Genomic DNA, 14,382 nt, shown 5'->3' with positions numbered 1-14,382 from the left:
GACTCGTGGTCATGACGACTGACGCACCTTCGACACTCGTGATGGCCGGGACCGGCAAGACCGGTCGTCGGCTGGTCCAGACGCTGCGGTCGACGGGCCAGCACGTCCGGGCGGCCTCTCGCTCCGGTGAGGTGCGGTTCGACTGGTCGCGGCGGGAGACCTGGCGGCCGGCGCTGGCGGAAGCCTCTGCGGTCTATTTGCTGGCGCCGGAGGATCCCGCGCTGGCGGCCGACTTCGTGACCCAGGCGGTCGACTCGGGTGTCGGCCGGTTCGTGGCGCTCTCCGGCCGGGGGATCGACCGGGTCGGTGACTTCTCCCCCGGCATGGTCGCCGCCGAGGAGGCGGTGCAGGAATCCGGCGTCGAGTGGACGATCATCCGGCCGAACAACTTCAGTCAGAACTTCAGCGAGGACCTGTTTCGCCAACCACTGCTCGACGGTCGGCTGGCCCTGCCGATGGGTGCCACCCCGGAGCCGTTCGTCGACGCTCAGGACGTCGCCGACGTGGCCGCGACGCTGTTGACGTCACCCGGTCACCACGAACAGGTGTACGACCTGTCCGGTCCGCGTGCGCTCACCTTCGCCGCGGCGGTGGCGACGGTCGCCCGGGTGACCGGCCGTTCGATCCGCTACGTGGAACTCACCCCGGAGCAGTACCATGCCGAACTGCTCGCCGAGGGTTATCCGGCGGAGACGGCCACGGCGCTGAACGCCCTGTTCGCCGGGATGCGGGCGGGCCACCTAGCTGAACCGACCGACGGGGTACGTCGGGTCCTCGGACGGGACGCGCTCGACTTCGACAGTTACGCCGCTCAGGCTGCGGCGGCCGGCGCCTGGTCGTAGTCCGCCCGCGGGCGGCAGAAGAGGCGGCATGAGAGCGGCGTAACAGGTGATCTGCCCGCATACCGTGAGCACCCCGACGTACCGTGAGATCGTGCCGACGAGAGAGATACTCACCAAGGCCGACCTCGCCGAACTTCGCCGCTCGGCTCTCGGGACTGCCAATCCGCTCGGTGTCGCCGCCGACCTCGCGGAGGCCGCCGAGCAGGGCCGGCTGGAGGACCCGGACGACGCCGGGGACGCCCTGACGCTGGCCGCCGAGATCGCCGAGATCCGGGCCAGGCCCGAGGCCGCGCTGCGGTACGCGGAGCAGGCACTGGCGGCGTACCCATCCGGCGATGACCCTCGGGCCGGGTTCGCCCGCGCGTTGCGGGCCCGCGCCCTGTTCCGGGCCGGTGGGCGCGACGACGAGGCGATGGCGGAGTTGACAGCGTTGCGCCCGTTGCTGCTCGTGCAGCCCGACGCGCCCGCCTACGTCAGTGCTGCGCTGGACGCCGGTGGGCGTTCGGCGACCGCCGAGACGTGGCTGAGCGAGGCGGTCGACACGCTGCTCAACGAACGCGCGACCGCCGCGTCCGGGCCGGCCAGCACCGCTATCGACCCGGTGGTCGATCTCGGCCCGCCGGACGCGCCCGGTGTCGCCTTCTTCCTGTTGCAGCAACGGCATCGGGTACGCCGGAATCTGAACCTGCCGCACGACCGGCAGGACGACCTGGCGGACCGGTTGGAGACCCAGCTCGTGCGTCGGGCCGGGGAGCGTCGGGACGCCGAGTCGGATCTGCTCTTCTGGCCGCGGGCCGAGTTCGATCGCCTGCTCACCGAGCATCCCGCCCTCACCGAGGTGTACGGGCCGGACTGGGACGCGCACCGGGGTCGGTTGGAGACGGAGTTGGTGCGGCTGCGGGGTGCCGGTCAGGCGGGGTTGGGGGTGTTCGGCGCGACGGTGGCCGGGTTGACCGCGTTCGCCGGTCGACGTGGCGGCGATCCGGCCGACGTGGCGGTCCGGGCCGGCTACGCGGCTGAGGTGTCGGCGCGGCCCAGCGCACGGATCGCCTGGCCGCCGGAGCGCAACGACGCCTGCTGGTGTGGTTCGGGCCTCAAGTACAAGAAAGACTGCCTGCCGCGCTCCCGACGCTGACCGTGGCGGCTGTCGCGCTGGGGCGGCCGACCTGACCCGGAGTAGCGTCCCTAACGATCTACCTCACGTTGGCACCGCAGTTTCTCGAACCGGGCCGACCGGTGCTGGTGCCGATGGTGCTTCTCGCTACGGCGCACGCCGCGCTGGCCACCTGTTGGCTCGCCGGCTGGACCGTCGTCTCTGGTGCCGCCGCCCGGTTGCTGCGCACCGCATCGGTGCGACGAGCGCTCGATCGGCTGACCGGCGCGCTCCTGGTCGGCCTCGGCGTCCGCGCGGCGGCGACCTGAGAGTCTGCCGTGGTCGGCGCGTCGCCGACTCTAGGACGGAACACTGAGGCAAATCAATACTTGAAGAAGTTAAATATTCGCCTTAGATTTCGTCCATGTTTCCTGGGATCGACACCGGTACGTTCGCCGGGCCACCGGCGGCGACGGCGGTCTTCACGACGGTGCTGACCGAGGGGCCGGTGAGTCGGGTCGCGCTCGCCCGCAGGCTCGGGCTCTCCTCCGCCGCCGTCACCAAGGCCGCCCGGCCGCTCATCGACCTGGGTTACCTGCACGAACTGGCCGCCACCGAGCGCTCCGGGCCGGGCGCCGGGCGCCCCGCCAGCCCTCTCGCGGTGCGCGCCGAACGCGAGTTCTTCCTCGGCGTGAAGATCACCGCCGACGAGGTGATCGGCGTGGTCTGCGACCTGCGCGCGCAGGTCCACGCCAGCGCCCGCCGGCCGCTGGACGACCCCGACATCGACGCGGTCCTCACCGAGATCGACCGGCTCGCCGACGACCTGCTCGACGCGTTCCCCGGCGACCGCACCCGGGTCCGCCGGCTCGGGCTGGCCCTCTCCGGCGACATCGACCGCGGCATCGGCCTCGTGCGCTACTCGCCGTTCCTGCACTGGCGGGACGTGCCGCTGGGTCGACTCGCCTCCCAACGCACCGGTCTCACCGTCACGGTGGAGAACGACGTCAAGGCGCTCACCGCCGCCGAGCACTGGTTCGGCGAGGGAGTGGGGGCCGAGTCGTTCGCCCTGGTCACCGTGGGCACCGGCATCGGCTGTGGGCTCGTCGTCAACGGCCGCCTGGTCTCCGGGTCGTACGGCGTGGCCGGCGAAATCGGCCACCTCACCGTCGACGCCACCGGCCCGGACTGCCACTGCGGTGGCCGCGGCTGCGTCGAGTCGATCGCCGGCACCGACGCCATAGTGGCCCAGGCCCGCGACCGCACCGGCCGCCCCGACCTCACCATCAACGAGGCGGTGGCCCTGGCACGCGGCGGCCACGAGCAGGTGCGGGGCATCTTCGCCCGGGCCGGCGGCGCTATCGGTTGCGGCATCGCTGCCGTCGCGAACCTGGTCGGTCCCACCCGCATCGTCGTGTCCGGTGAAGGGCTGGCCGCGTACGACCTGTTCGACAGCCACATCCGCGCCAGCTTTGAACGGCAGGCCTTCGGCGCCGCCGCGCGGTGCCCCCTCTCCATCCGTCCGTTGCCCTTCGAGGAGTGGGCTCGCGCGGCGGCGGCAGTGAGCATCCAGTCGCTCGTCGTCCCCTGACCCGGCGTCATCCCGGCCACCGGCCGCCCATAGCGCTCGACTCGACACGTGCCACCAGGAGGTTGACCATGCCGTCACCGACAACCCCGCGCAGACAGCCCCGCACCCGGGTGCCGCTCGTCGCGGCGGCGCTGGGCGTGCTCCTCGCCGCTGGCGCCGCCCCGGCCCAGGCCGCCCCGGCGGCCGCGCCCCAGGCCGCCCCCGCGCCTGTCGCGGCGGACATCGCGCAGCGCCCCTTCATGGGGTGGACCAGTTGGACCATGCAGTCCTCCAAGTACCCGGGCTTGAACCCCGACGGCGACTACAGCTACCTCACCGAGGCCAACGTCCTGAAGCAGACCGACGCCCTCGCCGCCAAGCTGAGGCCGTACGGCTACGAGTACGTCAACATCGACGCCGGCTGGTGGCGGGACAACGCCTGGGTGCCGCGCTTCGACCAGTACGCCCGGCAGGCCCCCGACCCGGTGCGGTTCCCGCGCGGCATGCGGGCCGTCGCCGAGCACATCCACGGCAAGGGGTTGAAGGCCGGCATCTACCTGCCCGTCGGGCTGGAGAAAGAGGCGTACGCCGACGGCGCGGCACCGATCTGGAACGCCCCCGACTGCACCACCGCCGACATCGTCTACCCGGACCTGCGCACCACCAACGGGTGGGACAGCGCGTACAAGCTGAACTTCGACAACCCCTGCGCGCAGAAGTACATCGACTCGCAGGCGCAACTGTTCGCCGACTGGGGTTACGACTTCCTCAAGCTCGACGGGGTGGGGCCGGGCTCGTTCAAGTCCGGTGACAACTACGACAACGTGGCCGACGTGGCTGCCTGGCAGAAGGCCATCGCCACCGCGGGCCGCCCGATCCACCTCGAACTGTCCTGGTCGCTCGACATCAACCACGCCGCCGACTGGAAGCGGTACTCCAACGGGTGGCGGATCGACACCGACGTCGAGTGCTACTGCAACACACTGGTCAGCTGGGAGAACTCGGTCGACGACAGGTTCGACGACGCGCCGGCCTGGAGCCGCAAGGCCGGCCCCGGCGGGTGGAACGACCTCGACTCGCTCAACGTGGGCAACGGCGATATGGACGGCCTCACCAGGGCCGAGCGCCAGTCGTACGCGACGCTGTGGGCGATCTCGAAGTCGCCGCTGTACACAGGGGACGACATCACACGCCTCGACGACTACGGGTTGTCGTTGCTGACCAACCGCGAGGTCATCGCCATCGACCAGAACGGCGGCGCGCCCGCCCGGCCGGTCACCCCCGCCGGTGACCAGCAGGTCTGGGGTGCGAAGAACCCGGACGGCAGCTACACCGTGGCGCTGTTCAACCTCGCCGACGCGCCCGCGTCGGTCACCGCGCACTGGGCGTCGTTCGGGTTCACCGGCAACGCCTCGGTCCGGGACGTGTGGAACCGTCGCGACCTCGGTACACAGAAGAACGCCATCACCGCGGCGCTGCCCGCGCACGGCTCGCGGCTGTTCACCGTACGGCCGGGCACCGCGCTCGCCTCGACCAGCTACGAGGCCGAGGCCTCGGTCAACACACTGACCGGCAACGCCTCCGTCGGCGGCTGCGACGCCTGCTCCGGTGGTCAGAAGGTCGGCAACCTCTACGTCGGCGGCACTGTGCGGTTCAACGACGTCACCGTGCGCACTGACGGCATCTACACCGTCGCCGTCTCCTACGTCAGCGGTGACGCGCGCTCGGTGCACGTCTCCTCCAACAGCGGCAACGGCAGCTACCTGAAGTTCCCCTCCACCGGTGACTGGGGCACCGTCGAGACGGTCAGCGTCCAGCTGGCGCTGAAGGCGGGCGCCAACACCATCACCTTCGACAGCGGCACCTGGTACTCCCCCGACATCGACCGGATCGCCGTACCGCAGACCCTCTGACGTGCCCGGCGCGGCCCGGCGCGAACCGCCGGGCCCGCGCCGACGCGCGCATCCGTCGAACCCTCAGGTTGGAGAACCCGACATGGAGATCCGCAGCACGCGCGACAACCACCCCAGCCGTCGCGGCTTCCTCGGGCTGGCCGCCGCCGCCGGCGCGGCAACCGCCCTCGGCGGCCTACCCGCCTTCGCCGCCACGCCCACCCCCCGACGTCCCACCACGTCGCCGATGCTCGCCCCGAACGTCGCCGCGAAGAACCAGCTCTGGTGGCAGGCACCCGGCTCCGCCACCTCGATGATCGAGCAGGGCCTGCCGGTGGGCAACGGCCGACTCGGCGCGCTCGCCAGCAACGACCCGTCCCGGGAGTTCCTGACGATCACCGATGCGACGCTCTGGACCGGTGGCCGCAACGACACGCTCGACGGCGACGGCCAGTTCCCCTACGGGCGCGAGGACTTCGGCTCGCTCACCATGCTGGCCACGCTCACCGTCGACATTCCCGGGCACGACCTCGGCACCGTCGACAGCTACCGTCGCACCCTCGACCTGGCGCAGGGCCTGGTCAGCGCCGCGTACGACATCGGTGGGGTCGGCTACCGACGTGAGGTCTTCGCCAGCCGCCCGGACGACGTCATCGTCGCGCACTTCACCTCGCAGGGCGGCGGCACGTACACCGGCACCGTCTCCCTGGCCGGCACCCACGGCGAGTCCACCACCGCCGACCCCACCGGCCGGCACGCGTCGTTCGGCGCCTCCTTCGCCAACGGGCTGCGCTACGGTGCCGCCGTCACCGCGCGCAGCGGCACCGGAACGATCGCGGTGACCGGCACGTCGATCACGTTCGCCGACTGCCGGGACCTCACAGTCATCGTCAGCGGCGGCACCAACTACGCGCCGACCGCCGCCACCGGGTTCCGCGACGAATCGGCACAGCCGCAACGGCTGGCCCGGGACAAGGTCCTGGCCGCGGCGCGCGCGTCGGTCCGCGAACTGCTGCACACCCACGTCGCCGACGTCCGCCCGGCGTTCGAACGGTTCGCCATCGACCTCGGCCCCTCGTCCACCGGCCAACGGAAACTGGACACCTGGGAGCGGGTGCAGGCGCGCTGGCGCGACAACGTGCCCGACCCGGAGCTGGAGGCCGCGTACCTCCAGTTCGGCAGGTACCTGCTGATCTCCGGCTCGCGGGGCAGCCTGCCGATCGGTTTGCAGGGCCCGTGGCTGGACGGCAACGACCCGGACTGGATGGGCGACTACCACAGCGACGTCAACATCCAGATGACCTACTGGCCGGCCGACCGGGCCGGCCTCACCGACACCTTCGACGCGTACGCGGACTACTGCGTGGCGCAGTTGCCGGTCTGGACCGAGGTCACCCAGCGGCTCTTCAACACCTCGACCAACCGGTTCCGCAACACCAGCGGCCGGGTCGCCGGGTGGGCCGTCGCCTTCTCCACCAACCCGTACGGCGGGAGCGGCTGGTGGTGGCACCCGAGTGGCAACGCGTGGCTCTGCCAGAACCTGTTCGAGCACTACGAGTACACCCAGGACCGCGGCTACCTGGCGAAGATCTACCCGGTCATCAAGGGTGCCGTGGAGTTCTGGGAGACCCGACTCGTCACCGCGACCGTCACCGACGCGTCCGGCGCAGCGCGCGAGGTGCTGGTCGCCGACCGGGACTGGTCGGCCGAGCACGGGCCGCAGGACACCCGGGGCAACACCTACTCCCAGGAGCTGGTGTGGAACCTCTTCGAGAACTACCACACCGCCGCCCGGGTGCTCGGCCGCGACGCCGACCACGCCCGGAGCGTCGACGCGCTCCGCAAGCGCCTCTACCTGCCCGAGGTCAGCCCCACCTCCGGCTGGTTGCAGGAGTGGATGTCACCGGACAACCTCGGTGAGACCACGCACCGGCACCTCTCCCCCCTGATCGGTCTCTTCCCCGGCGACCGGATCCGCCCGGACGGCTCCACCCCCGCCGCGATCGTCGCCGGTGCCACCGCCCTGCTCACCGCGCGCGGGATGAACAGCTTCGGCTGGGCCAACGCGTGGCGCAGCCTGTGCTGGGCGCGGCTGAAGGACGCGGAGAAGGCGTACCAGCTCATCGTCAACAACCTGCGGCCGTCGACCAACGGCAGCAACGGCAGCGCCATGAACCTGTTCGACATCTACGAGACGAACCCCGGACGGGGCATCTTCCAGATCGACGCGAACCTCGGCACCCCCGCCGCGATCGTCGAGATGCTGCTCTACTCCCGGCCCGGCCACGTCGAGTTGCTGCCGGCGCTGCCCGCCGCCTGGGCGTCCGCCGGTTCGGTGACCGGTGTCGGCGTACGCGGTGGTTTCACCGCCGACCTCAGCTGGCGCGACGGGTGGGTCACCCAGGCGCGGTTGACCAGCGTCGGTGGCCGCAGCACGACCGTCCTGGCCAACGGTAGGTCCCGCCAGGTCACGGTGCGCCCCGGCGAGTCGGTCACCCTGAGGAACCTCTGATGCGGGCCGGGTTCGCCCGGCGCGGGGCGACCGCCGCCGTCGCCACACTGCTCTGCCTACCCCTGGTCGGTTCGGCGGCACAGGCGCGGACGCGGCACGACCCGGCGGCCGGTGCCGGCCGGCACTTCGCTGTCACCTGGGCCGCCAGTGCCGACCGGCAGGGCGCCGGGCCCGCCGAGCGCGGCTACCGGCTGGTGGTGCGCACCAGCGTCGGCGGGGACACCCTGCGGATCCGCCTCACCAACGCCTTCGGCGAGCATCCGGTGACCTTCAGCAGCGCGTACGCCGGTTTGCAGCGGCAGGGCGCCGAGCTGGTCGGGGGCAGCAACCGGCGGCTGACGTTCGGTGAGCAGCCGTCGGTCACCGTCGCGGCCGGTGAGACGATCCTCAGCGACCCGCTGCCGGGCAGGCTGGCCGCCCAGAGCAATCTCGTGGTGAGCCTCTACGTCACCGGCGCGCAGGGCCCGACGAGCGGGCACGGCATGGCCATGCAGACGTCGTACGCGACCGCCGGTGACCACGCCGCCGAGGAGGCGGCGACCAACTGGACCGACTCGATGACCTCCTGGTACTGGTTGGACGCGGTCAGCGTGCGGACGTCCACGGCGACCGGGTCGGTGGTGGCCCTCGGCGACTCCATCACCGACGGGTGGGCCTCCAGCACGGATGCGAACCGACGCTGGCCCGACTACCTCTCCCGACGGCTCCAGGCCGCGCCGGACAGCCCGGTCAGGGGCGTGGCCAACGCCGGCATCTCCGGCAACAAGGTGCTCGCCGACGGCGCCGGGGAGGCCGCGCTGCGCCGGTTCGACAGGGACGTGCTCTCCCAGCCCGGGGTCGACACGGTCTTCGTGTACGAGGGCATCAACGACATCAAGGCCCACACCGGCGTGACAGTGGACGACCTGACCACTGGTTATCGGCAGCTGGCCGACCGGGCGCACGCGGCCGGCACGTGTGTCGTCGGGGCGACGGTGATGGCGTACAAGGGCTGGCCGGAGTACGACGCGGCCGGTGAGGCAGTGCGGCAGGGCGTCAACGAGTGGATCCGGCACAGCGGCGTGTTCGACGCCGTTGTCGACTTCGACCGGATCACCCGCAGCCCGTACGACCCGCAGGCGCTGCTGCCGTTCTTCGACAGCGGGGATCACGTCCACCCGAACGACAAGGGAATGCAGGCGATGGCGGACGCTGTCGACCTGGCCGCGCTGCGCTGCGACAGGTGAGCGATCGACGAGGATGACACGCCCGCGTGGTACCGATAGCGTCCCCGTGTGGACGATCAACGTCCAGGCCGATGTCACCGGAGGAGACGCCAATGTTCGAGGAGTTCATGGGCATCCCGGCCCACCCTCTGCTGCTGCACGCCGCTGTCGTGTTCGTGCCGTTGCTGGCCCTGCTGACTGTCGGTTACGCGTTCGTCCCGCCGATCCGGCCGCACACCCGGTGGGTGCTGGGGCTGCTCGCCGTGGGTGCGCCGGTCGCCGCCCTGCTGACGAAGCTCTCCGGCGACGCCTTCCTGGAGCGGATGCGCGCCGCCAACCGGGTCACCCCCGAGTTCCTCCCGAAACTGGAGGCGCACCAGGAGTTCGGCGACATCACGCTCTACGCCAGCATCGGGTTGGGGGTGGTGGCCCTGGCACTGGTCCGGCTCGTCCCGCCGCGACCCGCCGAGGGTGCGCGTCCCCGACTGCTGACCCCGGCGTTGCAGGTGTTGTCGCTGGTGGCCGCCGCCGTCACCGTGTATTACGTGTTCCGCACCGGCGACTCCGGGGCGAAGGCGGTCTGGGAGGGCCAGTGACGTCGGCGGCTCATCCGCGGCTGGCCCGGTCGACGCCCCTGTGCACCTCGACGGTGCGCTCGATCAGCTGCCGCAGCACGCTCTCGTCGACGTCGTCGAGCCGCCTCAGGTAGATGCACCCCTTGCCCTCGCGGTGCGGGCCAAGCCGGGCGAGGAGCGCGGCGTCCCGCTCCTCGAGACCGCCGCCGGTGAGGTAGAGGACGAGGTTCTGTCTGCGCGGCGAGAAACCCACCAGTGGCGCGTCGCCACTACGCCCGCTCTCGTAGGTGTAGTGGTAGCTGCCGAAGCCGACGATGCTCGCGCCCCACATCACCGCCGGCTCACCGGTCAGCTCACCCATGATCGCGCGGAGCCGCCCCGCGTCGGCCCGCCTGCGTTCGTCGGGATTACCGGCCAGGAAGTCGTCGACGCTGATCACTGTCGGAACGGCTGCTGGCTGCTTCGCTGTGGCCATGACGTGATGCTGTCAGCTGCCTACGACGAGAATCGCCCCAGCGGTCAGGCGACCTCGTCGCGTGTTCGCCAGGAGAGCGCCACGAGCCACCCCGAGATGAGCACCGCCCCGACGGCGAAGCGGATGCTCGCACTCCCCTCGCTCCACGGCAGGGCGGTGAGCACGAGCGCGACGGCACCGCTGGTGGCGCTGTAGAGCGCCCAGCCCCGGTCCCCCTGGCCGGCGAACCGTCGAGCGAGCAGCAGGCCGGCCGCGATCAGCGACAGGAACGCCGCCGCGCCGCACACCGTGTGCAGGACGCTGCCCGTGCTGGCCTGCTCGGGCATCCCCGCCGGGGCTCCGGGTGGCCAGCCGAGCGCGGGATCGGGCACGAAGATCCCGCCGCCGACCATCGCCACCCCGTACACACCGACAAGTACCGGCACCGCGGTGCCGGCCCGACCCGGTCGCAGCGCCTGCCACAGGCCCACCGCGAAGGCGACGGCCAGCACGCCGGTGCTCACGAACGCGATGACCTGCAACCAGCCGAGGTCGCCGAGGGTGAGTGAGCTGATCGCGTGCCGGCGCAGGTCGAATCCGGACCGGGTGAACGCCTGCCCGAACGACAGGACGGGGAAGAGCAGGCCGGCGACCGTGCCGCAGCCCAGAAGGAAGAGGGTTCGGCGCAGCGATGTCTCGGCGACGATCGTCATGGGCGTGCCTCTCGTTGTCGACGTGGCGGTTCCCCCTCACGACGAACGAGGTGGGGCCGGATCGACACCGCGACACAAAAAACTGTGGTGCGACCCGGCCGGAGCCGGGCCGCACCACAGCGTCGACGATCAGCCGGCGTGGTACGCCCGGATGATGGTCTGGTCGATTCCGCTACCGCCGTTGGCGGCGGCCTTCACCCGTAGCGACACGGCCTGCCCGGTAGCGGCCTTCGGCAGCGCGACCCGGTAGCTGTCGCCGCTGCCGGTGACCCGGGCCGACTTCCAGGTGGCGCCGTCGTCGGTCGAGGTCCAGACCTGGAACGACGTCACCTTCTGCGTCTTCACACCGTGCGCCTGCCGGACGGCCAGTTCGGCCGTTCCGTCGACCGGGTGGTTGTTGTCGTCCATCGGCAGGGCGTAGTCGACAGCGAGCAGCGGCAACGGCACACTCCCGGTCCCGTCGGGGCCGGCGGACCGGAACGTCCACGAGGTGTTGACAGTCGTCGAGATCGGCAGGATCAGGCTCGTGTCGACGTCGAGGGTCACCCGGTAGTCGGCCATCGACTGCGCGACGGTGAAGTCGCCGTACGGGCCGGACCGCTCGTCGACCAGCTTGCCGTTGCGGTACAGCGACAGCTTGCGCTTCACGCCGATCGCCTCGCCCTGGAGGCAGTCGGCCCGCTGGTGCTTGTCGGTCAGCGAGACCAGGTCGAGGTGCAGGTTGCCCCGGGTCCGCGACGGCGCTGTGGCGCAGCTCCACTCGGCCCCGGCCGGGTCGTCGTACCAGTCGGAGTGCAGGGGCTGACGCGCCCAGATCTTGGTCTGCCGGCTGCCCGGCTGGTAGCTGCGGGGTGCCTCGTCGGCGGCCAGCCCGCCGTAGACGCCCTGGTCGGCCCAGAGGATGTCGGGCGAGAGGTAGTCGGTCCGGTACGGCGGCAGGTTGCCCTCGTGGGTCTGGGTGATCCCCACCCCGTCGCGCGTCATGCCGGTACGGACCAGTTGGGTGAGCATCCCCGGCGAATCCGTCTGGTGGAAGCGCTCGTCGATCCGGGCGAGCTTGGCCTGCTCGGTCTTGTTGACCCGGAAGGCGGGGTCGGCCGGCACGCCGCCCGCGTACTCGTGCACCAGGTTGTAGCGGTACGGCTTGGCGGTGCCGGCCGGCGAGTCCAGGTTGACGGCCGCCCAGGTGCGCCGGGAGCCGACGGTGGGCTTGGGCAGCGCTGTGGTGCGGACCGTCGTCTTGGCCCCGTACCCGCTGATCTGGTGCCACCAGGACAGGCCGTTCGGCGCGGTCTGGACGTTTGTGAAGTCGGTCCGGGTGGGCGTGGTGGGCACCCCGTCGACAGTCGCCGTCACCGGCTTGGCCCGCGCCGGGTCGAGCGTCACGCTCCGGGCGCCGCGCACGTCCAGGTCGGCCTCGGCGGCGAGCGTCGTCTCCAACACGTCACTGTCGACGTAGTAGGCGACGGACGAGCCGAGGATCGCGTACCGGCCGGCCGGTACCCGCAGCGTGAAGGTGTCTCCGGGTGCACCGCCCGCGCCGCCGTAGTAGATCAGCGGGTCGGTGAGGTTGGTGACCATCAGGTTGATCCAGCTCTCCGCGCCGTCCTTCAGGCCCGGCAGCGGCTTCGTCTGGATCGTCAGGTCGTAGCTGGGCTGCTCGACGGAGAAGCTCACCGGGGTCGTCGCGACCAGCTTGCGGCCGGAACGGGCGGTGACGGTGGCCAGGTAGAAGCCGGGTCGGGCGGCCAGCGCCGCACGGTTGACCCGCAGGGTGGCGGCGGCGGTGGTGCCGTGCTTGAGCGTCAGCCGGCTCGTCGAGAGCGACACCGCGCCGCGCGGCACCGGCTGGCCGTCGTGGTTGACGATCGACACGTCGAGGTCGAGAACGGCCGTCGACTCACCGGTCCAGCTCAGCTTCGTCTCGCTGGTCCCGGACTGCGGGTAGGCGAAGGTGCCGAGGTTGACCACCGGCTGGTCGCTGGTGGGGCCGCCGAGGGCCCGGGCAGCGTTGAGCCGACCGGCGCCGACGGCGTACGGGTCGATGCCGCTGAGCGGGTCGGCAGCGCCGACGAGGGCGGCCTTGAGCCGCTCACCGGTCCAGTCCGGGTGGCGCTGGGCGAGCAGCGCGGCGGCGCCCGCAACGTGCGGGCTCGCCATCGAGGTGCCGCTGATCGCCTCGTAGTACCTGTCGATCGGGTCCTGGAGGTTGGTGCCGGCGGCCCGGGCGGCGACGATGTCGACACCGGGCGCGACCAGTTCCGGCTTGGCCACGTTGCTGGTGACCAGCGGCCCCCGGCTGGAGAAGTCGGCGAGCTTGTCGTTGCGGTCGACAGCGCCGACGGTCAGCGCGGTGGCGGCCGAGCCCGGCGAGGAGATCGCGGCGCCGCTGTTGCCGGCGGCGATGACGAAGAGCGCGCCGGTGGACCTGCTCAGACCGTCGATGGCGAGCGACATGGGGTCGTTGCCGTCGTCCGGGTCGCTGCCGCCGAGGCTCATGTTGATGACGTCGGCCCGGGTGGCGGCCCACTCCATGGCGGCGATGATGCCGGAGTCGTCGCCGTAGCCGTGGTCGTCGAGAACCTTGCCGATCACCAGCTTGGCGTCCGGCGCCACGCCGCGACGCTGACCGTGGGCGGCAGCGCCGCTGCCGGCGATGGTGGAGGCGACGTGCGTACCGTGGCCGTTGTGGTCGACGGCGTCGCCGCCCTCGACGGTGAAGTCGGCCTTCTCGGCGACCCGGCCGACCAGGTCCGGGTGGGTGAAGTCGGCGCCGGTGTCGAGCACCGCGACGCGGACGCCAGTGCCGGTCCAGCCGGCCTTCCAGGCGTCCGGCGCGGCGATCTGACCCAGGTTGCGGTCCAGGCCGGTGGGGCGCCCACCGCCGGTCAGGGCGGTGGCCCGGACCTTGCGGTCGAGCCAGACCTTCTTCGCGCCGGCGAGCAGCGAGTTGGTCGCGAGCTTCGTCGTGGCCGGGCTCTTCTTGGGTACGCGGCCGGCGACCGCCCCGATGCTGGGCAGCGGCTGCACGTCACCGAGCGCGGCCACCCGGGCGGACGCGGTGGCGGGCTGCACGATGAGCGGCAGCTCGGCGGAGTTGTCGTCGTCGTAGCCGTCGGCGATCAGCGTGGTGACGTCGAACAGGTCGGGGTCGAGGACCGGGCCAATCTGAGACGCGAGGCGGGCGGGGACGACGTGCAGGTGACCGTCGGGGCCGCAGCTCTGGTGGATCACCGCGTTCTCGTCGGCCGGCCGCACCGTGGCCTGTGGGCAGCCCGATCCGGTGTCCCGTACGGTCACCACGTCCCCGGTCAGCAGGGTGACGGTGTGCGTCTTTCCGTCGGCCGAGGCTGCGGGTGCGCCGGTCTGGCCGATGTCGCTGGGTCCGGCCGTGGCGGCGCCGCCCGGTAGGGCGGTCAGGGTCGTGGCCGTGACGGCGACGGCCAACAGCCATCGCGTTTTCCTGAGCATGTTGCTCCTCGTCTAATGTGGACGAACCCGCCTCTTCGGACGACTTCGGCAAGAT

At 71.5% G+C, this 14,382-nt stretch carries 11 protein-coding genes; 8 read left to right on the top strand and 3 right to left on the bottom strand.

Annotated elements, in window-relative coordinates:
* Nucleotides 1–11 precede the first annotated feature (11 nt).
* The 8 genes from NIE79_RS02140 to NIE79_RS02105 all read left to right on the top strand — a co-directional run bounded on the left by NIE79_RS02140 (nucleotide 12) and on the right by NIE79_RS02105 (nucleotide 9,710).
* Nucleotides 12–842, top strand: a complete 831-nt coding sequence (locus tag NIE79_RS02140) for an NAD(P)H-binding protein (protein WP_238676906.1) — start codon at nucleotides 12–14, stop codon at nucleotides 840–842.
* Nucleotides 843–933: 91 nt separating this feature from the next.
* A complete protein-coding gene (locus NIE79_RS02135) occupies nucleotides 934–1,977 on the top strand; it encodes an SEC-C metal-binding domain-containing protein (protein ID WP_238676905.1) in 1,044 nt (347 codons plus the stop codon).
* A 68-nt stretch (nucleotides 1,978–2,045) separates the two neighbouring features.
* Nucleotides 2,046–2,264 carry a hypothetical protein gene (locus NIE79_RS02130; protein WP_238676904.1) on the top strand — a complete coding sequence of 73 codons (219 nt, stop codon included), beginning with the start codon at nucleotides 2,046–2,048 and terminating at the stop codon, nucleotides 2,262–2,264.
* Nucleotides 2,265–2,359: 95 nt separating this feature from the next.
* Nucleotides 2,360–3,526, top strand: coding sequence for an ROK family transcriptional regulator (locus NIE79_RS02125; RefSeq protein WP_238676903.1), 1,167 nt, complete (start codon nucleotides 2,360–2,362; stop codon nucleotides 3,524–3,526).
* 68 nt (nucleotides 3,527–3,594) lie between these two features.
* On the top strand, nucleotides 3,595–5,418 hold the full coding sequence (locus tag NIE79_RS02120; protein ID WP_238676902.1) for an alpha-galactosidase D: 1,824 nt from the start codon (nucleotides 3,595–3,597) through the stop codon (nucleotides 5,416–5,418).
* An 82-nt stretch (nucleotides 5,419–5,500) separates the two neighbouring features.
* Nucleotides 5,501–7,909, top strand: coding sequence for a glycosyl hydrolase family 95 catalytic domain-containing protein (locus NIE79_RS02115; protein ID WP_238676901.1), 2,409 nt, complete (start codon nucleotides 5,501–5,503; stop codon nucleotides 7,907–7,909).
* On the top strand, nucleotides 7,909–9,135 hold the full coding sequence (locus NIE79_RS02110; RefSeq protein ID WP_238676900.1) for an SGNH/GDSL hydrolase family protein: 1,227 nt from the start codon (nucleotides 7,909–7,911) through the stop codon (nucleotides 9,133–9,135). Before NIE79_RS02115 ends, NIE79_RS02110 begins: the two co-directional genes overlap by 1 nt.
* Nucleotides 9,136–9,227: 92 nt before the next feature.
* Complete coding sequence (locus tag NIE79_RS02105) at nucleotides 9,228–9,710, top strand: DUF2231 domain-containing protein (protein ID WP_238676899.1); 483 nt, start codon at nucleotides 9,228–9,230, stop codon at nucleotides 9,708–9,710.
* A gap of 10 nt (nucleotides 9,711–9,720) precedes the next feature.
* Here the strand turns inward: NIE79_RS02105 and NIE79_RS02100 are convergent, their stop codons facing one another.
* From NIE79_RS02100 to NIE79_RS02090, 3 genes are all read right to left on the bottom strand, one after another.
* Nucleotides 9,721–10,164, bottom strand: coding sequence for a DUF1801 domain-containing protein (locus tag NIE79_RS02100; RefSeq protein ID WP_238676898.1), 444 nt, complete (start codon nucleotides 10,162–10,164; stop codon nucleotides 9,721–9,723).
* Between the two features lie 44 nt (nucleotides 10,165–10,208).
* Nucleotides 10,209–10,856, bottom strand: coding sequence for a DUF998 domain-containing protein (locus NIE79_RS02095; protein ID WP_238676897.1), 648 nt, complete (start codon nucleotides 10,854–10,856; stop codon nucleotides 10,209–10,211).
* Between the two features lie 129 nt (nucleotides 10,857–10,985).
* Nucleotides 10,986–14,327, bottom strand: a complete 3,342-nt coding sequence (locus tag NIE79_RS02090) for a S8 family peptidase (protein ID WP_238676896.1) — start codon at nucleotides 14,325–14,327, stop codon at nucleotides 10,986–10,988.
* Nucleotides 14,328–14,382 lie beyond the last annotated feature (55 nt).

The organism is Micromonospora trifolii, from assembly GCF_022229005.1.
In the GTDB taxonomy this organism is placed as follows: Bacteria; Actinomycetota; Actinomycetes; order Mycobacteriales; family Micromonosporaceae; genus Micromonospora; species Micromonospora trifolii.
The sequence above is the reverse complement of the archived record's forward strand: the minus strand, read 5'-3'. Positions and strand labels throughout refer to the sequence as shown.